At 37.0% G+C, this 21,694-nt stretch carries 23 protein-coding genes, 1 other RNA gene and 1 riboswitch; of the genes, 5 read left to right on the top strand and 19 right to left on the bottom strand.

The window, feature by feature from the left end:
* Positions 1-60: 60 nt before the first annotated feature.
* A complete protein-coding gene (locus ABC228_RS11445) occupies positions 61-333 on the bottom strand; it encodes a DUF4190 domain-containing protein (RefSeq protein WP_345825273.1) in 273 nt (90 codons plus the stop codon).
* Between the two features lie 155 nt (positions 334-488).
* Here ABC228_RS11445 and ABC228_RS11450 point away from each other — a divergent pair, with 155 nt between their 5' ends.
* The 3 genes from ABC228_RS11450 (at position 489) to ABC228_RS11460 (ending at position 2,265) form a co-directional block, all read left to right on the top strand.
* A complete protein-coding gene (locus ABC228_RS11450) occupies positions 489-1,079 on the top strand; it encodes a Maf family protein (protein WP_345825274.1) in 591 nt (196 codons plus the stop codon).
* A gap of 153 nt (positions 1,080-1,232) precedes the next feature.
* Positions 1,233-1,802 carry a nucleotidyltransferase family protein gene (locus ABC228_RS11455; protein ID WP_345825275.1) on the top strand — a complete coding sequence of 190 codons (570 nt, stop codon included), beginning with the start codon at positions 1,233-1,235 and terminating at the stop codon, positions 1,800-1,802.
* 13 nt (positions 1,803-1,815) lie between these two features.
* Positions 1,816-2,265, top strand: coding sequence for a GNAT family N-acetyltransferase (locus ABC228_RS11460; protein ID WP_345825276.1), 450 nt, complete (start codon positions 1,816-1,818; stop codon positions 2,263-2,265).
* Between the two features lie 116 nt (positions 2,266-2,381).
* Here the strand turns inward: ABC228_RS11460 and ABC228_RS11465 are convergent, their stop codons facing one another.
* The 12 genes from ABC228_RS11465 to ABC228_RS11520 form a co-directional block, all read right to left on the bottom strand.
* The gene (locus ABC228_RS11465) at positions 2,382-2,522 is read right to left on the bottom strand and encodes a hypothetical protein (RefSeq protein ID WP_345825277.1); all 141 of its coding nucleotides are present in this window, start codon (positions 2,520-2,522) and stop codon (positions 2,382-2,384) included.
* Between the two features lie 3 nt (positions 2,523-2,525).
* The gene (locus tag ABC228_RS11470) at positions 2,526-3,476 is read right to left on the bottom strand and encodes an alpha/beta hydrolase (RefSeq protein WP_345825278.1); all 951 of its coding nucleotides are present in this window, start codon (positions 3,474-3,476) and stop codon (positions 2,526-2,528) included.
* 99 nt (positions 3,477-3,575) lie between these two features.
* A complete protein-coding gene (locus ABC228_RS11475; RefSeq protein ID WP_345825279.1) occupies positions 3,576-3,944 on the bottom strand; it encodes a VOC family protein in 369 nt (122 codons plus the stop codon).
* Positions 3,945-4,132: 188 nt separating this feature from the next.
* Positions 4,133-4,320: non-coding RNA, 6S RNA (ssrS, locus tag ABC228_RS11480), on the bottom strand.
* Between the two features lie 79 nt (positions 4,321-4,399).
* Positions 4,400-4,648 carry a sporulation protein gene (locus ABC228_RS11485; RefSeq protein WP_345825522.1) on the bottom strand — a complete coding sequence of 83 codons (249 nt, stop codon included), beginning with the start codon at positions 4,646-4,648 and terminating at the stop codon, positions 4,400-4,402.
* Positions 4,649-4,663: 15 nt separating this feature from the next.
* On the bottom strand, positions 4,664-4,804 hold the full coding sequence (sspL, locus tag ABC228_RS11490; protein WP_345825280.1) for a small, acid-soluble spore protein L: 141 nt from the start codon (positions 4,802-4,804) through the stop codon (positions 4,664-4,666).
* Between the two features lie 102 nt (positions 4,805-4,906).
* Positions 4,907-6,517, bottom strand: a complete 1,611-nt coding sequence (locus tag ABC228_RS11495) for a fatty acyl-CoA synthetase (RefSeq protein ID WP_345825281.1) — start codon at positions 6,515-6,517, stop codon at positions 4,907-4,909.
* A 199-nt stretch (positions 6,518-6,716) separates the two neighbouring features.
* Positions 6,717-7,181, bottom strand: coding sequence for an RDD family protein (locus ABC228_RS11500; protein WP_345825282.1), 465 nt, complete (start codon positions 7,179-7,181; stop codon positions 6,717-6,719).
* 13 nt (positions 7,182-7,194) lie between these two features.
* Positions 7,195-8,187, bottom strand: coding sequence for a signal peptide peptidase SppA (gene sppA, locus ABC228_RS11505; protein ID WP_345825283.1), 993 nt, complete (start codon positions 8,185-8,187; stop codon positions 7,195-7,197).
* Positions 8,188-8,323: 136 nt separating this feature from the next.
* Positions 8,324-8,953, bottom strand: a complete 630-nt coding sequence (locus ABC228_RS11510) for a 3'-5' exonuclease (protein WP_345825284.1) — start codon at positions 8,951-8,953, stop codon at positions 8,324-8,326.
* 229 nt (positions 8,954-9,182) lie between these two features.
* Positions 9,183-9,959 (bottom strand): Cof-type HAD-IIB family hydrolase, encoded by a 777-nt coding sequence (locus ABC228_RS11515; RefSeq protein ID WP_345825285.1) that lies wholly within the window; start codon positions 9,957-9,959, stop codon positions 9,183-9,185.
* Positions 9,960-10,098: 139 nt separating this feature from the next.
* Entirely contained in the window at positions 10,099-13,626 is a 3,528-nt protein-coding gene (locus ABC228_RS11520) for a hypothetical protein (RefSeq protein WP_345825286.1), read from the bottom strand.
* Positions 13,627-13,780: 154 nt separating this feature from the next.
* Positions 13,781-13,882, top strand: a riboswitch (SAM riboswitch).
* A gap of 84 nt (positions 13,883-13,966) precedes the next feature.
* Here ABC228_RS11520 and ABC228_RS11525 point away from each other — a divergent pair.
* Positions 13,967-14,725: a cyclase family protein gene (locus ABC228_RS11525; RefSeq protein ID WP_345825287.1), complete on the top strand. Its 759-nt coding sequence runs from the start codon at positions 13,967-13,969 to the stop codon at positions 14,723-14,725.
* Between the two features lie 22 nt (positions 14,726-14,747).
* Positions 14,748-15,851, top strand: a complete 1,104-nt coding sequence (locus ABC228_RS11530) for a 5-methyltetrahydropteroyltriglutamate--homocysteine S-methyltransferase (protein WP_345825523.1) — start codon at positions 14,748-14,750, stop codon at positions 15,849-15,851.
* Between the two features lie 43 nt (positions 15,852-15,894).
* On the opposite strand, the gene rbsB is transcribed toward ABC228_RS11530, so the two are convergent.
* From rbsB to ABC228_RS11560, 6 genes are all read right to left on the bottom strand, one after another.
* The gene (rbsB, locus tag ABC228_RS11535; protein ID WP_345825288.1) at positions 15,895-16,836 is read right to left on the bottom strand and encodes a ribose ABC transporter substrate-binding protein RbsB; all 942 of its coding nucleotides are present in this window, start codon (positions 16,834-16,836) and stop codon (positions 15,895-15,897) included.
* Between the two features lie 68 nt (positions 16,837-16,904).
* Positions 16,905-17,843 carry an ABC transporter permease subunit gene (locus tag ABC228_RS11540; RefSeq protein ID WP_345825289.1) on the bottom strand — a complete coding sequence of 313 codons (939 nt, stop codon included), beginning with the start codon at positions 17,841-17,843 and terminating at the stop codon, positions 16,905-16,907.
* Positions 17,840-19,348, bottom strand: a complete 1,509-nt coding sequence (locus tag ABC228_RS11545) for a sugar ABC transporter ATP-binding protein (protein ID WP_345825290.1) — start codon at positions 19,346-19,348, stop codon at positions 17,840-17,842. The genes ABC228_RS11540 and ABC228_RS11545 overlap by 4 nt, the downstream gene beginning before the upstream one ends.
* A gap of 15 nt (positions 19,349-19,363) precedes the next feature.
* A complete protein-coding gene (gene rbsD / locus ABC228_RS11550) occupies positions 19,364-19,759 on the bottom strand; it encodes a D-ribose pyranase (RefSeq protein ID WP_345825291.1) in 396 nt (131 codons plus the stop codon).
* A gap of 2 nt (positions 19,760-19,761) precedes the next feature.
* Positions 19,762-20,652: a ribokinase gene (gene rbsK, locus ABC228_RS11555; protein ID WP_345825292.1), complete on the bottom strand. Its 891-nt coding sequence runs from the start codon at positions 20,650-20,652 to the stop codon at positions 19,762-19,764.
* Between the two features lie 5 nt (positions 20,653-20,657).
* The gene (locus ABC228_RS11560) at positions 20,658-21,644 is read right to left on the bottom strand and encodes a LacI family DNA-binding transcriptional regulator (protein WP_345825293.1); all 987 of its coding nucleotides are present in this window, start codon (positions 21,642-21,644) and stop codon (positions 20,658-20,660) included.
* Positions 21,645-21,694: the final 50 nt, after the last annotated feature.

Raw genomic sequence — 21,694 nt, forward strand, 5'->3', positions numbered from 1 at the left:
CATAAAAAAAACTCCCAACAATTTCATGGGAGCGTTCAAACGAAACGGAATACTATTTATCTAAAAATAATATGGATTGGATGCTATAATTGCTATTCCGAGAATGATAAATAACCAAAGAATTCCTCCAAGAACAATTCCAATAATGCTTGTTACTCTGCCAGCAATGCCAAGTCCTAAACCACCTTGACCATATACAGCAACCTCCTTTATACCTTTGTTCGCTAATACAAGACCAATAATACCAAGAATAATTCCAATATAAGGTATAAAAGAAAGGATTCCTAATACTAATGAAGCAATTGCTTTCCCGTTTGTCACTTGTGTTTCCATACTAATCCCCCTTTTCTAAAACAATTACATATACCTATTCAAAAATACCAAATACTCGCCGCCATGTATAGATATATTTCTTGCAAGGCCTGTAATTTTATCAGTATACTGTTACCTAATAATAATACGAGGATTCACGTACTGGAGGTACTTTCATGAAGAGAACGTTAATTTTAGCTTCATCCTCACCAAGAAGAGCTGAGCTATTGCAACAGGTTAATATCCCTTTTACTGCAAGAAAGCAAGACGTTGATGAAGGATTAATTCAATCACCTGATCCTGAGGAAAAAGCTGAGCAAATCGCAATGTTAAAAGCAAGAAGCACAGTTATCTCAAAGCAAGATGAGGTAATTTTAGCAGCAGATACGGTTGTAGCTCTCATGGGAAATATTTATGGAAAACCTAAGGATAAAGAAGAAGCGTATGCGATGCTCGCTAACTTAAGTGGGGCTGTTCATGAGGTGTATACAGGGGTTACAATCCTTTCAGAACAACAAGAAGCTTCCTTCGTTGAAAAGACTTTAGTAGAGTTTTGGCCATTAACACACCAGGAAATAGAAGCTTATTTAGCCACAAATGACTCCTTTGACAAAGCTGGCGCATATGGAATACAAAGCTTCGGCGCTACGCTAGTCAAGAAAATTATAGGAGATTATTATAATGTCGTCGGTCTCCCCATTTCACGTGTTGTGCGTGAGCTAGGAAAATTTCAAATTTATCCAATAATTGATAATCGCACATCATGACCCCCCCCAAACAATAATTCTGTCACCTATAGTATTATCTTGAAGACATAATCATTTCTTGTCATACGAATAAAAATTCATTTAAAAAAGCCGCTAAATTTTGCATAATTATTGTATGATAGGATTAGTTTCTTAAATTAGGAGAGAGAAGAAATGGATTTACGAGGTCAAGATGATATTCTGTTAGCCTTCCGTAACGACCCTCGCATGATGGAGATACTTGAAGCCGCCCAAACCTTGAATCTAAAAGACTGGTGGATTTGTGCTGGGTTTGTACGTTCCAAAATATGGGACATTATACATAATTTTCGTGAACCGACTCGCATTGATGATGTTGACGTTGTTTATTTCGATAAAACCAATACAGACAAAGCGAATGAGAAGGGTTACGAGCAGAAACTAAAGCAAATTCTTCCATCCGTTCCATGGTCAGTTAAAAATGAAGCAAGAATGCATCTTATCAACGGAATTTCCCCTTATACAAGTACGCAAGATGCCATTTCGAAATTCCCTGAAACAGCAACAGCTCTCGGTCTGACATTTGCTAATGATGGTTCATTGCATTTAACAGCTCCTCACGGTGTAGAGGATGTATTAAATGTTATCGTAAGACCAACACCTTATTTCTTAGAATCCTCAGACAGAATGAGAATCTATTCTAGACGATTGAAACAAAAAAATTGGAAAGCTACCTGGAATCAAGTTACATATTTAGTAGAATAGGAGAAAACTTGAAATGAATATAGAAATTAAATCGATTACAAAAGAAAATATACGTGATTGTGCCCGCTTAGAAGTAGCTGAAGATCAAAAAAACTTTGTTGCACGCAATGTTGCAACCATTGCATGGGCATACGTCGATGAAACCTTCACACCATATGCCATTTACCATGAAGATACAGTTGTTGGTGTTGCTGCTGTTGAATATATTCCTGAGAATGAACCAGAAGACAAGCACTGGATTCCTCGTTTTATGGTTGGTGAACAATTCCAAGGTATGGGATACGGAAAAAAAGCAATGAAAGAACTAATTGCCATGATTTCAAAGCACAAAGATTGTGAGCGCATACGATTATCGGTAGTACCTGAGAACCAATCCGCTATCGCTTTTTATGAGAAAGTTGGATTTAACATGACAGCAGAAAAGATTGAAGATGAATTAGTCATGGAATATTTTTTAAAATAAAAGAACAAATACTAAACAGTAAATCTTGCTATAAGACAAGTAAAAAGCATGTGAAGTTACCATTTCTACACATGCTTTCTCTGTATCGTTTCAAAATAATAACAACTACTTCTGTCCTAATTAGTATGTTTATCGGATGAGTCAATCTCATTCTGAACTTCATTTCCATAGAAGGCTTTTTCAACTGTTCCTACCGCAGCCTGTCCTTCTTCGCAAAAAATATTCTTTTCATCCAACCATGCGAACTCTACTAGCATTATTCATTCTAATGCTTGGTCAATAAAGACCTGCAATCGTTGTTGAAATTCCTCTGTCGCTACGGTATATGCTTTTGTATGGCCAGCATTTGGAACAATCCAAAGCTCCTTGTCACCCCCAGCTGCTTCATATAATTCGTATGCCATTTCTGTTGGAACCAACTCATCTGCATCTCCATGAATAATAAATAGTGGCTTTGTATTCTTCTTAACCTGTTCGATAGCAGAAGCCTCACCAAAGAAATAACCTGCTCGAACCTTTGTTATCCCACTTGTGATATCAAGAATTGGAAAAGCCGGAAGATGATATAAATACTTTAATTGGTGCTCCAGCTCTTCCTTAACAGATGTATAGCCACTATCTGCAATTATCCCTTTCACTTCTTCTGGAAGGTCTTCTCCACTTGTCATTAATACAAGCCCAGCGCCCATTGAATTACCATGTAAAAAGATATCTGTTGCATCATACTTACGAATTAATAAATCAATCCACTTTAAATAGTCAAGGCGATCATGCCAACCATATCCAACATAGTCCCCCTCACTCTCACCGTGCCCCCTAGCATCAGGCATTAACACATCAAACCCTTGGTCATCATAAAACTTAACCAAGTCATCCATTTGATCGCGTTGCCCACGATAGCCATGAGCCAATATCACAACTTTACCAGAATTGGAGTCATTCTCTAAGAATCCCGCCTTTAAGGTTAAATCATCATAGGATTGGATTTCTAATACCTCTGGCTCTTGGTTAGCATACCATTCCTCTGCTTCCGCAATAATGGATAGTGCTGTTTCGCTTGCTTCAGCATTGACTTCTTCAGGCTCACTATGCAATTCAATATCCGTACCACGTTTTATTCCTTCAGCATAAAAGTAATTCCCTGCTACTAGTAGACCAATTACAACTATTCCTACCAAACTTCCAAAAATAATCATCAGTTTCTTTTTCAATTGATTTCCCCCTGATTGCTAAAAAAACTTGCATTTTTTCTCATCATTTTACCATAAATAGGGATATCTCACGATAATAGTAAGATATCCCTATTGTCTTTATAACCATTCTAAAAATTCTAATCGGTTACCAAATGGATCCGTCATATAAAATCGGTCTGCGCCAGGCAAATCCCCATCGACAGTATAGCTAACGTGATGGTTATCAAGACGATCTTTCAAGCCTTCTAAATTCGTTACACGAATAGCTGGATGTGCTTTTTTTGCTGGATAAAATGGTTCATCAATTCCAATGTGAAGTTGGAAACTACCAGACTGAAACCATACGCCGCCACGTTTTCTTAGATTCTCCGGTTTCTCTAATTCCTCAAAGCCCAATAAACCTTGATAAAATGCACGAGCCCTATCTTCTCCGCCTTTAGGAGCAGCCAATTGAACGTGGTCAATTTTTTCGTAATGAAAAGACATCCTATCACCTCTATCCTCATGTTAATTCCATCATAGAGCTAAAGAAAGATAAAATAAAATACTAATTTCAAATACATACTTGAAAGAATCACTTATACCCTTTTGGTATGGTATGAATGATTAATCGTCAGCTTATTCAAAAAAAATGACCAGTCTCCATCAGGAAACTGGTCGGTATCATTCATTAGTTAACAGCCACATATGCCGTATTTGTAATAAAAAGTTTTAAACCACCACTTCACCAAAGTGGGTGTTTGCAGAAACCTTCCTGTCTTCCGCTCATCCATGGCGGCCCGACATTTGAGTTCCAATGTAAAACTCCCTATTATCCAATTAGAGGTTAAAACTTAATTAAATACGTACATCGTAGCTTGTATACATATCATACTATCTCTAATCACAAATATCAATGTCAATGTCATCCAATTATGGAAAATAGGCTTATCCTACTAGTGCTAGAATATAATCTCATACACTTCACGTAGTTGGGCAACACGAACATCATCTTGTACATTCTCAGCATAGTTAATTTCTCTTTCAAGAATTTGATCTAAATATTGCATTTCCTTATCATTTAAATCCTCAACAAATTCCTCTTCATTTTCATACGAATTATTTCTTAGCTTTTGATAAATAGATTCGCTTAACGCATTATCTGTGTAATTTGATAATGATTCCTGTAAGTACTTTAATGTATGGTCGATTGTGCTCACCTGCTTTTATATCTTGGTATTCTTTTTCTTTGCTCGATCCTCTAACTGCGTTTTTGGACGGTGATCTGCAGTTTCTTCTGTTAGCCCTTGAGGATTCACACTAGATGTAACACGTTTCTTGCTCCAATTGTCACTTTTTTCTGCCAACGTTAACACCTCCACTATTAGTATTTCAAGACATCATTCTTTTATCCAAATTTCCAATAAAAAAGACATAAGCTAATATATGCTTATGTCTTTATCTTATACTTACGCTTCACTTAATCCTTCATATTCATGGCGCAACTCTCGTTTTAATACCTTGCCACTAGGATTCTTAGGTAATGTATCTGTAAATGCAACATATTTTGGAACTTTAAACGTTGACAAACTCTCCTTGCAAAATTCCATAACAGCGTCTTCAGTAAGGTTCACACCTTCTTTTGGAACAATAATGGCTGTCACTGCCTCTATCCAGTATTCATCGGGGATACCAATAACGGCAACCTCTGACACACCATTTAACTGGTAGATTGTCTCTTCTACTTCTCGGCTTGACACATTTACACCACCAGTATTAATCATATCCTTTTTTCGATCTATAATAGTAATATAGCCATCCTCATCCATTATCCCAAGGTCTCCACTATGGAACCAACCGCCTTTAAATGCTTCAGCAGTTTTTTCCGGATCATTTAAATATCCTTTCATCGCATGAGGCGTTCGATGAACAATCTCTCCGACCTCACCACGTGGAACTTCTATATTACAATCATCTACAATTCGAGTCTGCATATTCAAGGTTGGCTTCCCCGCGGAACCAAGCTTGCGTAATTGATCCTTTGGTTGTAATGCTGTTGCTAGTGGAGATACCTCTGTCTGTCCGTAAAAATTCCAAAACCTTGCGTTTGGCAATCTTTCCGATAGCTCCTTTAATACTTCTCTTGGCATAATTGCCGCCCCGTAATAACACTTCTCCAACGTTGAGAGGTTTCTTGATTCAAATTCTGGATGACGTAATAATGCGATCCATACTGTTGGTGGACAAAATAACTGTGTGGCACACTCTTTCTCAATAGTCTGTAAAATTATTTCAGGACTAGCACCATCAAGAATGATTCCACTTGACCCTAAATAGATACTTGGCCCTAAAAAACAGTGTAGCTGAGCACTATGATACATTGGAAGAGCATGAATTAACACATCCTCTTCATTCATGCTACCATCCACAATACAGCTCATATATTCACTAATGATATTCTTATGTGTTAGCATAACTCCTTTTGGTCTTGATTCAGTTCCACTTGTGTAGAGCACATGCGCCAAATCATCATCCGATAAATCTAAATCAACCAAGGATGTCGGTTGATTCTCACGTGTATCACGTAATGGCACCCATTCTTCAAGCCTTCCATCAAGAGTTTCAGCGTCATCAATATCCATTAAATAACGAAACATGATATCACGATTTATAGCAGCTGTGTCTAATAAAGGTGCATACTCTTCTGATGCTATGAACCCCTTAACACCAGCATGGTTCAGAATAAATGCTACATCATCCTTTGTTAGCATGTAATTAACAGGGATCATCACAGCGCCAATACGTGCTAAGGCAAAATTAACGATGACAAAATCTAAGCTATTCTTAGACATCACGGTTATCATATCACCCTTTTTCATGCCATCTTTCACAAATGCATGTGCTGTTTGATTCACCACATGATTTAATTCTTCGTAATTTAATCGCTTATCTCGATAAGCTAATGCAAACTTCTCAGGCATTCGTTCACTTGTTCTTGCAAGTAAATCCCCTAATGTATTTCTACGTGCACGCTCCAGTACATTTGATAGTTCATCAACTACATTTGAATCTGTGTTCATGTAACAACAACTCCTCCAAATAATTTGATGACTTTAGCGTTTTAAAATTCTATCTATTATTTTAATTCAGATAATTTATAGAAGCAATATGTAACATGTACTTTGTCAAAACCTAACGTAAATCGCTTATTTTCGACCCATATAAATAGATAAAGACACGGTACCAACTCAAATGGTAAACCGTGTCCTCAATTCACTATTAGTCAAATACCACTCTAGTACTTCCAATCATGTCATGTAAACCTTGCTTTTCATCTGTAAACCCAACGATAATATAAAGTACCAGTAGGATTGAAAATACGCGGTAAATGAACCTACCTATAAACTCCCTGAAAATAAGATCACTCCACTTAAGTGGCTGATCATCCTCCCGTACTACTTTTATTCCTAAAATCATTTTTCCTAATGTTTGCCCAAAGAACTTGGTCATTAATAAGAAATACGTATAAAAGACGACAGAGCCAACGATCCCAGTTATCGTCCAGAAACCTACTGTTATCGCAATTCCCTCATTCATAAATTTAAAAGGAGAAAGCAAAATACCATTGATACTAAAAATGACCAATAAATCAATAAAATACGCCCAAAATCGCATCCAAAAACCAGCGTATCTTTTATTCGAAACCACAGTCTCAATCGATTGTTCTACACTTTTCTCGTTCATGATTGATCCTCCTTTAATTCGAATACAAATACATCGCACGTGGCGCATTTGATTCACGTAGGATAGAAAGTATATTTGATAATTCTTCATCTTGTCCAACTAAGCTCTGAACTGACATCCCTAGGAATTGCTCAATCCCCATTGGATTGTTATAGTTAACAACCTGTGCATTTTCCAAATCCAAGTCTTTTTTCATCATGGTAATCGTATCTTCTAGTGAGCCAAGCTCATCAACGAGACCATTTTCCTTCGCTTGTCCACCTGTATAAACACGTCCATCACCAAGCTCTCGCACCTGCTGCTCTGACATGCCTCTGCCCTCTACAATCACCTGTACGAAATCAGCATACATATCATCTATCATCGTTTGGAGAAGCTCACGTTCCTCATCGGTCATTTCACGGTAAGTTGACATGATGTCCTTAAATTCACCACTCTTAATCGTATTAAATTCAATACCTAGCTTATCTGTTAGACCAGAAAGATCATAACCTTGCATAATAACACCAATCGAACCTGTTAATGTTGCAGGATGCGCGACAATTTTATCGGCAGGAGCCGAAATATAGTAACCACCAGAGGCTGCTGTATTTCCCATGGAAACATAAACAGGCTTTTCATGCTCATTTTGTATTTCAACTATTTTATCGTGGACTTCTGCACTTTCAACCACGCCTCCTCCTGGCGTATTAATGCGTAGGACAATTCCATCAACTGTTGGATCTTTACCTGCTTCCTCCAACATTTCCAAGAACTGTCGATGATTATAGGATGTCGTATTAAGTAATGTACTTGGAGTTGTATCTTGGATGACACCATCTAAGTGAAGCACAACAAGTTTTCCATCTGTACCTTTCTCGATAACTTCCTCTTCAAATTTGCTTTCTGGAAAAGCAAATAACTGTTCAAAATTAGTACTAGCAATGCTAGTGACGAGTTGAAACCCTATCGAAACAACAAATAATACGATAGCTGCTAATAAAGCAAACCAGCGTTTTTTATTCATGCAAAATCCTCCTGTTTTTACCAATTATATTCACAGTAAAAGGATACACTATTTGGAAATGGATATCTAATTATTTACTAGGTCGAACTCTTAATAGGTTTAAATTCAAGTATTTCGGTATAAAAAAAGAGAGATGCTAGAACATCTCTCCTTTTGATAAGGATAGGGTTGTATGTTTTTTTGAACGTTTCACTTTAGGAGGATAATAGCCTCTCTCAAATATTCTCCCCTTTGTAATTTGACACCGCTCCATAAATATATCAAGAGAATCTGTCTCATATGCTTCAACAGCTTTTTGCATTACTTTTGCCGCTACACGTGCATCCTCTAGAGCGTGGTGATGCTCAAATTGAATTCCATGATATCTGGCAAGTGTATTTAGCTTGTGATTTTCAATATTTGGCCATACTCGCTTTGCAATATTTGCCGTGCACAAATAATCCATTTCTGGATACGCAAGTCCTTGATAATCTAAGGTTTGCCGAATAACACTCATATCAAAACTAGCATTGTGGGCAACCACAACATTCCCTGAGAGATAACTGTCCAATGTCGGCCAAATCTCAGAAAAAGTTTGTGCGCCAAGCACATCGCTTTCTGTAATTCCATGAACTCGGATATTAAATGGGTTAAAATTTGTCTCTGGATTGATAAGTGTATAGTACTCATCTACAATCTCCGTTTCATTTGCAAGTACAATCCCTACCGCACATGGACTATTTCGTTTTTCATTGGCTGTTTCAAAATCAATGGAAACAAAGTTCATAATCGTACATTCCTTTATAGATCTTTATATCTATCATAACATGAAGAATTAAATTCTGTTAATTTCACAAGCAAATTATAGTTAGACATATCGTCTATATTACTACAGGTAGATATGGAATAACGCAAGGTTGAATCTTATAGCAAGTTGAATTAAGAAAACAAGTTTTCACATATCTGAACCTTGCCATTCCACACTTTCATAATATAATCCCGTTACTTGCTAATAATTAGAGCAATCCAACCATCTTCAATCCATGATAAATGCCATCTTGATCAACTGGCTTCGTAACATGTTTTGCATAGGATTTAACGGTTTCTTCTGCATTCCCCATTGCAACACTATTCGTTATTGTTTGGAGCATTTCAATATCATTAAGACCATCTCCAAATGCATATTGACGACTTTTTGGAAATTGTAGCTTTTCCATGACCTTTTCAATGCCCTTTGCTTTCGAACCACCCTTAGGAAGTACATCAACTCCTAATCGATGCCAACGTACAAAATCAAACGCAGGAAATGCTTCTTCATATTGTTTTTCTTCCCCTTCTTCACAGAATAATAGGGTTTGATAAATATCATTATGTTGAAAGTAAAGTGGATCATGAGTCGGTAAGCCGACCTTTAACGTTGCAATACTTTCTTCAATAAATGGATGACTTGGTACATTTGCCTTCATCACAGCATGATCCATGAAGACAACGGGATGATTTTTTTGCAAGGCATCATTCGTAAGCCTTTCTAAAGAAGGAACATGAAGTGAATTGACATCCGCAACTTTTCCCTTAACCACTACATATTGCCCATTAAAACTCACAAATGTATCAATATCTAATTCTTCTCGGAGTTCTTTAAACATGAATGGACCACGTCCGGTCGCAATCGCAACAACATGTCCTTGGCTTTTCAATTGAAAAATTGATTCTTTTGTTGACTTTGGTAATTGTTTATCATGATCTAATAAAGTGCCGTCAATATCAAAGAAAATAACGCTTTGTTCTGTCATATGGGTTCTGCTCCTCTTATACCTTTTTGTAATTCTGACCCCATTCTACCTTATGAAAGGCTTTTCACGTCAAATCATAAAAAGAGAAGGTATTGGATATTCTCCAATACCTTCATCGTCTCACGACCTTATACTTCGACTAATCCCATTTCTTTATCCGTTCAATTACATTTTTCTTAAACTTTGATACCAGTGTTTCTCTTCCTTCTGAGGAACGTTGCTTTTGCCATTCATTATAGCTAGCAATTGTAATCAAGATAGAACCTGCTATTAATAAGTATACCCACCACGGCAATTTGCCCCAGTATGGTCTGGTCTGCATAAATACGTTGAATAATAATACCCCAGTGCCAACAAAGAAGAAGGATTTTATTTGATAAATCATCCCAGCAACTAGTGACGCTAAGGAGAGCACACCAACGATGAGCGCATCATAAATTGTATTGCTAGCTAAGCCGTCCTGGACAAGTAATAAGGATACAATCACTAATACTGCCCATTGGATAGAATTGGTTGCCTGTTTGTTTTCTTTCCATACAAAACTTCTTAAAACAATCACAACGATAATCCACGGAAGCACATAAAATTCACGTTCAAATAGATCTGGAAGATTAACATCTCCAAGCAGCGCATAATAAGGCTGTAGCAGATACGTAAATGCTCCAAAAGTGACCCACCTTGGTGAAAGGCCAGTTAGTCTATTTCGTTGAAGGAACAAGAATAATACAATTAAAATACCTGGGAGCACTTTATACAAACTATTGAAACTACTAAATTCATACAAACTAACAAATACAATAAATGCTAGAATACTATACCAATCAATTCTTAATATGTTTTTCGCAAACAAATACATTGATTGATAGAGGACCATTCCTAACAAAGTTAATAGAATTCCAAAGAACGCATACGCTACAAGTTGGAAATGCTCATCAAACTGATCACTATAGCTTATAACTGCTGCAAAAATCATTAATAGAGTAAAAATTGAAAAAGAATCCCAAGCTAATCGATGGAATAGGTACAGAACAAAAATTGCGTAAATTAAGGTCGGAATAAACATTTCCAATTCATATGGATAGATTGTTAAAAAGCTTAAAATACCAATATTTGAAAAAGGAATTAGATAATAAGCGATCCGCTTTCTCCAGCCTTCATCCGAAATAATCCAACCAATCGCCATCGCAATACTTGAAATCAAGAATGTATAAGGAATTTCATCATATAAATCAAGCTTGATAAATAATAATAATAAAATTACCCAAAATGTTGTAAATCCTGCATATAAGAACGTAATAATTGTCCAATCTGATTTAACGTATTTCACCGATAAAGCATACACGATTGTTGCAATAATAAAGGACCAAATAGCATCCTCTCCGTTGATTAACAAACTAATCATGAGAGCGTGTGGAAGATAGATTTGACCTACCCATTGATATGCCTTCATCAATTGTTCGTCTTTTTTCCCAATAATAATTCCCGTTCCTAATAATAAAATTGCTCCTATAATAAATTCAAACCATTCAAATGCAGCTGGAATATTCGCTAGTTCTGTATGCATAGCCACTAGTATATTTAGATAGAATAATAGTGATAATCCACTAATAACATACGGAATAGCTGACCAATCAGTCCTCTTATACAGTAGATATGCCATTCCAATTCCACCTAGAGAAATGAAGACCTTTACGATAGAATCGGTTTCCATTGCAAGGCTTATAAGAATCCCTAGACCATAGAACATTTGAGCTATAAAGAAGCTGTGATTAGCAAATTTTGTTTGTCGTAAAGCCTTCCAAACATAGCTAATAATTAGTACAACGATGCTTCCAAGGATGACTCCTTCTTGATTAAATGGAGACATCACAAATAATGAGTCCATTGTCACCACTAATTCACTATATAACGCTGTAATCGCTAACGCTAATGCTACTGCATGTATCCAGGTTGTAAATAATTTGAATGCTGCTCGCGGCTCGTATCGATGTGTTACGATACTGAGAATACTTACTAGCAATAGCATTATACTCTGTTCAATTGCATTCGTTTGAGACAAGCCAATTAATAGACTTAGAAGCATCGCAATCCCACTAATATCTCTAGAGCTCTGTTTGATTGCACCTAAGAATGAGCCTCCTACCAAACATCCTACTAGGATATAGAAACTAAATGCCAAAACAAAGAATGGTAACGTAACCGTTTCATATCCAATCCAATCCTTCCCAAGCATCGCTAACTCATATAACGCACTAATAAAGAAAATGGGGCTTAAGTACGTAAATAATGTATTAGTTACAGACTTCACCAAGTACGTAAAATTAAGGGCAATGATGATATACGCGATAACTAAAACGATAGACGGATCATTTATTCGTAATATAATTCCCTCAAAACTAATATATAAGAATGCTAGTGACGATACGATTGCACTTGTTACATGAAATACAGTTTGAAGTGATTTTGTATCCTTAATCATCCTTGGAATTAAAATGAAAATTATTCCAAGAAATGCATATGCTATTTCCTCAACACCAGCAAGCATGGAATTTTCAATTAGCTGATAGGCACCATACACAAGCATTGCTGTAAATACAAAATGATAGGACTTGTGATTGGTAACGTAAATCATCGAAAAATAAATAATAGCTGTTAATAATAGATTCGCGCTATACATTAGTTCATGATCATAGAAAACTAGCATGAGCAATGTAGAAAGAATTAAGTTTGCTTGAATAAATGGGATAAATTCCTTTGTAAACACCTTCAGATTTGGATTTTCTCTGACACCACGATATCCAAGAATTAATAATCCATTGTAAAGCATAATTCCGAGATAGAACCCGTCAACTGGGAGATATAGTGCTGCTATTAGTAATCCGATAAATACACTAATAAACACATATGAAAACCAAACAAATAGTCGTGATGCTAGTCTAAAAGCAAAGAATATATATATTGGTAACACAACAAGTGTTCCGATTGCACCAAATAAGTATTTCCCTTCGCCAGAGAAGGATAAATATGTACCAAATAATTCAAAATACCCTGCTGATACAATCACGATTGGGAGAAATAAACTTCCTAGGATTAAGAAAGCAAGCGCTGTTTTCTTAATATGTAGTACTCGATTCGTTAACCATGCCAATCCAAAAAACAGCACCGAAACAAGTGAGATTAAGCCTGTCTTAGTCCAATTCCCAAGTGTTTCCCAGGTACTAGTAGCGAGTACGAGACCTCCTAACAAAAGTAGAATAACACCTAAGTTAAGTGCCCACGTAATATTCCGTTCTCGAACCTGTTGAGCTGTCAATGGATCCTTCTGCTTGGGAGCCATAACCGGTCGTGGCGCTAAACCACTCGATGTCTCTTGCTCTTGGCTTACAGGATCCAACTGCTGTCTAACTTGTGACTTGTTCTCCTTTATCGATTGATTCAATTGTGGCTCTTGAGATTTTTGTTGATTAATTGGTTGTTGCTGTTCAATTGGTGTTTTTTGTTGTACTGCTGGTCTTTGTTGTTCCACTTTCGGTATTGTCGTATAATACTTCGCATGCGCATTGATGATTCGTGCTGCCAAATTTAAAGTTACGTAATTTGCCTTCACCAGCTTATGTAGTTCTTCTCTGAATATCTCACGTCTTTCATCCGCGTTTAACGGAGCCATCCTATTCCCACCTTTGTTCATCAATTTTCTGCTAAGATAATCATAACAGTATATTATGTCATATTCATCATAATTTTCATTTTCTTGGAAATTTCTTCTTGACATCGTAATATCACGAGTGTAGATTATATACTAACAATTAAATTACCGATAATTCTTATCCAGAGAGGTGGAGGGACTGGCCCTTTGAAGCCTCGGCAGCGGACTCTTAAGAGTACTGTGCCAATTCCAGAAGCGTAATGCTTGAAGATAAGAAGAGATAGCGAGATTTGTATGTTAACCTCTTCTTATTTTTAAGAAGAGGTTTTTTAGTTGTTCAAAAATAAAATGAGGTGATTGTATGACTAAGAATAACTTGCAAACGGTAAACGAGTTACGAACAGCTATCAACGTTCTAAAAGAAAAGAAGTGGATTGACTTAACCCATACGTTTGGGCCAACTTCTCCACATTTTTCAGCATTTGAATCAGCAGAATTCAAAACTCTATTTACACATGAGGATGGCTTTTTTGCACAAAGTTTTACTATTCCTGGACAATATGGAACCCATTTGGATGCCCCAATTCACTTTGTTCAGAACAAACGTTATTTGGAAGAATTAGAGCTAAAGGAACTTGTATTACCATTAATAGTGATCGATAAGTCCAAAGAAGCTGCTTTAAATAATGACTTTACGTTATCAGTAGATGATATCCTTCAGTTTGAAGCTGAAAATGGAAAAATTGAACCTGATACGTTTGTTGCGCTTCGAACTGACTGGAGCAAACGATGGCCCAATCATGATTTATTCAATAATAAAGATTCTAATGGAAATCCGCATGCACCTGGATGGGGCATAGATGCCTTACAATTTTTATTTGAAGAAAGACAAATTAAAGCTATTGGCCATGAAACGTTTGATACTGACTCAGCTGTTGACTACCGAAAGAATGGTGCACTATTAGGAGAGTATTATGTACTAGAACAAGATACATATCAAGTAGAATTACTAACAAATTTAGATAAATTACCTGCAAATGGTGCAGTCATCTTTAATATCGTACCAAAAGTTGAAAAAGCGTCTGGCTTCCCAGTACGTTCATTTGCATTACTACCATAATATATAGAAAGAAGGAATAATGATGAGCAAAATAAAGAATAAAGTACCCTTTCGAGCAGACCACGTTGGAAGCTTATTAAGACCAAATAATTTACTAAAAGCAAGAAAAAAATTTAACAATGGAACTATTTCTGCAAGTGAACTCCGGGATGTAGAGACTACGGAAATCAAACGCATTGTTGATAAGCAAATTGAAGTTGGGCTAGAGCTTGTAACCGATGGTGAATTCCGACGTTCTTGGTGGCACTTAGACTTTTTGGAGAATCTTAATGGATTTGAGGGTTTTGTACCTGAAAGAGGTATTCTATTTGAAGGGATAGAAACCGAACCATATGATGTACGCAACATTGGAAAAATCTCGTTTAATCCAGATCACCCTTTTATAAGAGATTTTATTGAATTCAATGAAATTGTTGGTGGGAGAGCAGTTGCAAAACAAACCATACCTAGTCCTAATCAGCTTTTTCACCGAGGAATTCGAAATATCGCTGTATACCCTAATATAGATGAATATGCTGATGATATTATTCATGCCTATCGTGATGCTTTACGAGCATTCTATGATGCTGGTGTAAGGTATTTACAATTTGATGATGTGTATATTGCAGGCTTAAACACGGAAAATTTAATAGCATATGAGCAAGAGCTGACAAGAGAAGAATTGATAGACTTAGCTCTGCGGGTGGTAAATGGCGTACTGGAAGATAAACCCGAGGATTTATATGTTACGACACATTTATGCCGCGGAAACTACGAATCTAGATGGGCATTTGAAGGTAGTTATGCATTTATCGCTCCTACGTTATTTGCTAAAGAAAAGGTTAATGGATTTTTCTTAGAATACGATGATGAGCGTTCGGGTACCTTCAAACCGTTAGATTATATTCCTTCAGATGGAGCAAGAGTCGTACTAGGTTTAGTAACTTCCAAATTTGGCGAATTGGAGGAGAAAGCATACATTAAACAACGAATTCATGCAGCTACTGAATTTGTTCCACTCGAACAATTATGCTTAAGTCCTCAATGTGGTTTTTCCTCTACACATCACGGAAATAAATTATCTGAGGAAGAACAGTGGGCAAAATTAAAATTTATAGTTGATATAGCAAAGGAAGTTTGGAATTAAAAATAAAACAACAGGTCAACCACTTCAGGCTGACCTGTTGTTATTATTGTGATACTAATTCTAGTTCAACAGGAATAAATTCTTCTACTGTTTCGCCGCTTACCACTTTACCCGCAGCATCAACAGCATATTCTCCAATTAGAGCGGGTTGCTGTGCAATAGTAGCATCTAATCTACCTTCGTCTACAGCAGCAACTGCATCATCAGTTGCATCAAATCCTACTACAATTACGTCTTCTAATAATCCTTGTGCATCAAGGGCTTCAAGTGCACCTAATGCCATTTCATCGTTATGAGCGAATACTGCATTAATGCCGTCTGTACTTTGGATAATATTTTCCATTACAGTTAGGCCTTCACTTCGGTCAAAATTAGCTGTTTGGTTTGCAACCACTTCAATGCCATCAATCGCATCTACAATATTGTGGAATCCTTCTCCACGTTCACGTGTTGCAGAAGCCCCAGGTATACCTTCTAGTTCTACTATATTTCCTTCATTTCCTAATTTTTCTGCAATGAATTCTCCAGCCATTTCTCCACCTGCAACGTTGTCAGAAGCGATATGCGTTACAATTTCTCCACCAGCAGCACTTCTGTCAACTGTAATTACTGGAACTCCTGCATCATTTGCTAACTCAACAGCACTAACAATTGCATCAGAATCTACTGGATTTACAAGCAATACATCAATATCTTGTTGTAATAAATCTTCAATATCACTTAACTGTGTTGAAGGGTCATCTTGTGCATCGGAAACAACAATTTCATAACCAGCTTCCTTAGCAGCCGCTTCAGCCCCATCACGTAATGTTACAAAAAATGGGTTATTTAGTGTAGAAACCGATAGACCGATTTTCACATCACTATCACCAGAACCTTCACTAGTATCATCTGAATCATCTGATCCAGGTGCTTCCGTTGAACATGCTGCTAAAACTACCAATAAAAGTGTTACAAGACCTAAAGATTTAAGCCATTTCATCATTTTTGTTTCCTCCCTATAAGTAAAAGTGTTTTTTTATTTTAAGATGTTTATTGAAACATCATTAAAACCTATTTGCTTTGGCGACGATCAAGTAAAACTGCTAGTAAAATGATGCCACCTTTGACAATTTGTTGATAGAAAGAAGATACATTTAATAAATTTAATCCATTATCAATAACGCCAATAATTAGAGCACCAATTAACGTTCCGACAATTCTACCTTTACCACCGGCAAGGCTTGTACCACCGATAACAACAGCAGCAATTGCATCTAGTTCAAAGCTAGTACCCGCTGTTGGTTGTGCTGAATTTAATCGGCTAGTCAAAATAATTCCTGCTAGTACAGATAGCATACCTGTTAACGAATATACCCAGATTTTCACACGATCTGCTTTAATTCCCGATAGAATAGCCGCCTCTTCATTACCACCAATGGCATAAACTTGTCTTCCAAAAACAGTTTTTCGCAATACAAAGAATAATATTCCAAAGATCACTAACATGAGGAGTACAGGAAATGGTATTCCAAACACATAACCCTTTCCAATCATTTCAAATGTGAAGCTATCAGATAATCCTGTAATAGGACGACCATCTGTAAAAACTAATGTTGCACCACGATAGATTGTCATCGTTGCTAAGGTTGCGATAAAAGGGGCAACCTTACCTTTCGTAATAACCAGACCATTTACTGCTCCTAATACAAGTCCGATTATTAACCCAATAAACACCGCTAATAATGGGTCCATCCCGCTAGTCAATAATCCGGCTGTTAGCGCACTCCCCAATGCAAGAATGGAACCAACTGACAAATCAATTCCAGCTGTTAAAATAACAAATGTCATCCCAAACGCGATTAGTGCATTAATTGAAATTTGTCTTAACAAATTTAGAATATTATCTACGGTAAAGAAGCTATCGCTTAGAACTCCTAGAATAATAGAAAATAGGATTAATCCAATAAATGGTCCAATAATAGAGATGTTATTCGTTATAAATCGCTTCATGCTTTACTCCCCCCTGTTGCTGCCATCATAATATTTTCTTGATTTGCTTCGTCCCGATCTAAAAATGCTGTGATTTTCCCTTCATGTAATACCATAATTCGATCACTAACACCTAGAACTTCTGGTAATTCAGAGGAAATCATAATAACTGCAACTCCATTTTTCGTTAGTTCATTAATAATGGAGTAGATTTCTTTTTTGGCCCCAATATCAACTCCCCTAGTTGGTTCGTCTAATATAAGTACTTTCGGCTCAATACCTAGCCATTTCGCAATTACAACCTTTTGTTGATTTCCACCGCTTAATGATTTAACTTCTTGCTCACTGCCAGTAGTTCGAACCTTTAATTGCTTAATCAGTTCATTAACCAAAGATTTTTCTTTTGACTTCGATATGACGCCATTCGTTGAAACTGTGCTTAAATTAGTTAATGCAATATTTTCCCGAATCGTCGAACCCAAAACAAGCCCCTTTGTTTTCCGATCTTCTGTAATAAAGCCAATGCCTGCCTTAATTAGATTGCTTGGTTGTTTCGTATTTAACAACTTACCATTTAACGTAACAGTGCCGCTTTCCTTTTTGCGGTAGCCAAATATTGTTTCCATCACTTCGGTACGACCTGCCCCCATTAAACCAGCTACTCCAAGAACTTCACCCTTGCGTACTCCAAAACTAATATTTCGGAATAAGCCTTCTTTACTAGAGAGATTAGTTACCTCAAAAATTGTTTCTCCAATGTTGTGGTCTCTAGAAGGAAACCGTTCACCTAGTTCACGACCAACCATCATTTTAACGATTTCTTCTAATGAGGTTTCTACTATTTTTTCGGTTCCAATAAACTGTCCGTCACGCAAAACCGTAATGCGATCACATAATTCAAATATTTCTTCCATTCGGTGAGATATATAAACAAAACTTACGCCTTCTGTTCTCAATGCGTTTACTACTTTAAACAGACTTTCTATCTCACGATCTGTAAGTGCCGCAGTAGGCTCGTCCATGATGATTAACTCTGCATTTGTAGCCAGTGCTCTTGCAATCTCAATCATTTGCTGTTTACCTACAGATAAATCACCAGCAAGATCATCTGGGTCGATGTTACTTACACCCAATGCGTGCAAGTTTTTCACTGTTTCCGCTTTCATTTTCTTATGATTTAATATTCCTGTTTTTCCATAGGTGATTTCTTTACCAAGGAACATATTCTGCGTTACGGTTAAATGTGGAATAATATTTAATTCCTGATGAATAACGACAATCCCTTTTGCTTCGGCTTGCTTTGGGTTCGTAAAACTAACCTCTTCGCCATTAATCTTTATTTGACCTTTATCCCGAGGATGGATTCCTGTCAATATCTTTACAAGGGTGGATTTCCCTGCACCATTTTCTCCCATTAGTGCATGAACTTCACCTTTTTTTACATTAAAAGCAACCTTCGTTAATACTTGGTTTCCCGAAAATGCCTTATCAATACCGGTCATTTCTACTAAAGGTGTTTCACTCATTTAACTCCCCCCTCTCTAAAATAAAACGCCAGCTTGTAAAATCACATTTGCATATGGAGTCGCTTCTCCTGTACGTATCACTACTTTTGCGTCTACTATACATTCCTTTAATTCTTCATGTGAAACATAATCCAACGGTATCTTAGAATACTGTTTTGCCAAATGTGTATGCAATCCACTGTTTTTTATTTTAATTTCATTTGCTAGTATCATTTTTTCGATTACCATGTCTTCTTCCAACGCTTCTAATACTGATGTAAAACTTGGTTTTCCTAGTCTTATGGAAAGATCGATACACGGTATATGATCTGGGATCGGAAGACCACAATCAGCAATTATCACCGTATCTGTATGTCCTAACCTAGCCAAAACTGCTGCAATATCTCGATTTAGAATACCTGACTTCTTCATTGTTATAACTTCCTTTCTTGCATGAATTCCATCACCTGCTGTCGGGTCGGCATACCACCCTGAGCTCCGAATTTCATAACCGATAGGGCGGCAGAAGCATTTGCAAATCGGATTGCTTCTTCAATTGTTTCTCCACTTCCCAATTGCACTGCCAATGCACCATTAAATGTATCGCCTGCCCCAGTTGTATCCTGAACCTCTACAGCGAAACCTGGAACAAATTGTTCCTTATCCTCTTGATAATAACCGACACCTTTTTCTCCCTTGGTGATAATTAGCTTATCTTTTAAGGAATCTAGTAGTGTATCCTGTTGCATTTCTTCCACTTCTAATTCATTTGGTGTTAAGAATGATACATTTTCGATTAATTCTTGTGATAATGATTGATATGGTGCAGGGTTCACAATAACCGGAATTTGATGCTCTTTACAAAGCTTCACTGTAAAAATAACCGTCTCCATTGGTATTTCTAGCTGAAGTAATACGATGTCGCTCTGAATAATAAGATGTTTATATTTCTCAACGACCACTGGGCTAACCTTCTTATTGGCACCCGGTGCAACAATGATTCGATTGTCATTGTCAGAAACAAGAATGGTTGCAATTCCAGTAGCCACATCATTTACTAACGTGACCCCTTCTGTATTTATTCCTTCATCATTCAAAGTTGTTAACAAGGACGATCCAAATTCATCATTTCCTAAGGAACCAATCATATTAACTTTTGCGCCTAGTCTTGCAGCTGCTACAGCTTGATTAGCACCTTTACCTCCTGGATAGGTTGCAAATTCTTCCCCAAGAATGGTCTCACCCTTTTCAGGAATTTTCTTAGTGGATACTGTGAGGTCCATATTTATACTTCCGACTACAGTAACGGTTGCTGTCATACTCATATGCCTTACCTCCTTACACTGGTTGACTCTCTTTCAAGTAGGGTTACTTCAAATTCTTCTCGCTGTACCGTAAATACAGGATCATTGATTTGCTGAATTAATATTTCTGCTGCTCGTGTTCCCATTTCATAAATTGGTTGCTTTATCGTCGTTAATGATGGCGTAATTTTATCGCCAAGGGATATACCGTCAAATCCGATTACACAAAGATCCTTTGGAATTCGGAGTCCAAGCTCTTGTGCTGCTTTTAGCACTCCAACACCCATTACATCATTTGCTACGAATATTCCATCAATCTCTGGATGATTAATTAGTAGATTTTTTGTCGCAGCCATTGCCGAGTCGAACTGATATTCACCTGTAACCACATAACTGGATAAAAACCAATCCATATCTTTTACTTCATCCAAATAACCACTTAAGCGATCTTTGGTATTACTGACATTTTCTGGACCACATATATGTGCAATCCGTTTGCAGCCTAGAGCTTTTAGATATTTCACAGCATGCCTGGCACCTTCTCTGTTTCTAACCGTAACAGAAGAGAGATTAGAGCTTAAAATACGGTCAAGGGCCACAATTGGAACCTTAACTTGATTTAACTCCTTTTCCGTAATCGTACTAGAAACGATGATAATTCCATCGACTGACTTTTGCTGTAATGCATCAATATAATGCATTTCTTTTTCGGGATCATCATCGGTGTTACATAGTACAAACGTATAATCATTTTGTTTCGTAAAATCCTCAACAGCTCTTGCAAGCTCTGGGAAAAAGGGATTCATTATATCTGGAACTAATAATGCAATCATCTGTGAACGTCCATTAAATAGACTACGAGCCACATTATTAGGTCGATAGTTTAAAGTTGATATTGCGTCATTAACTCGCTGTTTTGTTTCATGATTGACATAACCACTATCATTTAATACTCGTGACACGGTAGCCACGGAAACACCTGCAAGACTTGCAACATCTTTAATTGTAGGCATGCTTCTAACCCACCCTCTTATCGCTTAATAGATTTGTAGAATTTATGTAA

Origin of the sequence: Ornithinibacillus xuwenensis (assembly GCF_039614845.1) — a bacterium.
In the GTDB taxonomy this organism is placed as follows: Bacteria; Bacillota; Bacilli; order Bacillales; family Amphibacillaceae; genus Ornithinibacillus; species Ornithinibacillus xuwenensis.

Excerpts from the sequence above, each read along its gene's own strand:
- ABC228_RS11445 (WP_345825273.1), bottom strand. The coding sequence starts at position 333 with ATGGAAACACAAGTGACAAACGGGAAAGCAATTGCTTCATTAGTATTA.
- ABC228_RS11450 (WP_345825274.1), top strand. The coding sequence starts at position 489 with ATGAAGAGAACGTTAATTTTAGCTTCATCCTCACCAAGAAGAGCTGAG.
- ABC228_RS11455 (WP_345825275.1), top strand. The coding sequence starts at position 1,233 with ATGGATTTACGAGGTCAAGATGATATTCTGTTAGCCTTCCGTAACGAC.
- ABC228_RS11460 (WP_345825276.1), top strand. The coding sequence starts at position 1,816 with ATGAATATAGAAATTAAATCGATTACAAAAGAAAATATACGTGATTGT.
- ABC228_RS11465 (WP_345825277.1), bottom strand. The coding sequence starts at position 2,522 with ATGCTAGTAGAGTTCGCATGGTTGGATGAAAAGAATATTTTTTGCGAA.
- ABC228_RS11475 (WP_345825279.1), bottom strand. The coding sequence starts at position 3,944 with ATGTCTTTTCATTACGAAAAAATTGACCACGTTCAATTGGCTGCTCCT.
- ABC228_RS11495 (WP_345825281.1), bottom strand. The coding sequence starts at position 6,517 with ATGAACACAGATTCAAATGTAGTTGATGAACTATCAAATGTACTGGAG.
- ABC228_RS11500 (WP_345825282.1), bottom strand. The coding sequence starts at position 7,181 with ATGAACGAGAAAAGTGTAGAACAATCGATTGAGACTGTGGTTTCGAAT.
- sppA (WP_345825283.1), bottom strand. The coding sequence starts at position 8,187 with ATGAATAAAAAACGCTGGTTTGCTTTATTAGCAGCTATCGTATTATTT.
- ABC228_RS11510 (WP_345825284.1), bottom strand. The coding sequence starts at position 8,953 with ATGAACTTTGTTTCCATTGATTTTGAAACAGCCAATGAAAAACGAAAT.
- ABC228_RS11515 (WP_345825285.1), bottom strand. The coding sequence starts at position 9,959 with ATGACAGAACAAAGCGTTATTTTCTTTGATATTGACGGCACTTTATTA.
- ABC228_RS11520 (WP_345825286.1), bottom strand. The coding sequence starts at position 13,626 with ATGGCTCCGTTAAACGCGGATGAAAGACGTGAGATATTCAGAGAAGAA.
- ABC228_RS11525 (WP_345825287.1), top strand. The coding sequence starts at position 13,967 with ATGACTAAGAATAACTTGCAAACGGTAAACGAGTTACGAACAGCTATC.
- ABC228_RS11530 (WP_345825523.1), top strand. The coding sequence starts at position 14,748 with ATGAGCAAAATAAAGAATAAAGTACCCTTTCGAGCAGACCACGTTGGA.
- rbsB (WP_345825288.1), bottom strand. The coding sequence starts at position 16,836 with ATGATGAAATGGCTTAAATCTTTAGGTCTTGTAACACTTTTATTGGTA.
- ABC228_RS11540 (WP_345825289.1), bottom strand. The coding sequence starts at position 17,843 with ATGAAGCGATTTATAACGAATAACATCTCTATTATTGGACCATTTATT.
- ABC228_RS11545 (WP_345825290.1), bottom strand. The coding sequence starts at position 19,348 with ATGAGTGAAACACCTTTAGTAGAAATGACCGGTATTGATAAGGCATTT.
- rbsD (WP_345825291.1), bottom strand. The coding sequence starts at position 19,759 with ATGAAGAAGTCAGGTATTCTAAATCGAGATATTGCAGCAGTTTTGGCT.
- rbsK (WP_345825292.1), bottom strand. The coding sequence starts at position 20,652 with ATGAGTATGACAGCAACCGTTACTGTAGTCGGAAGTATAAATATGGAC.
- ABC228_RS11560 (WP_345825293.1), bottom strand. The coding sequence starts at position 21,644 with ATGCCTACAATTAAAGATGTTGCAAGTCTTGCAGGTGTTTCCGTGGCT.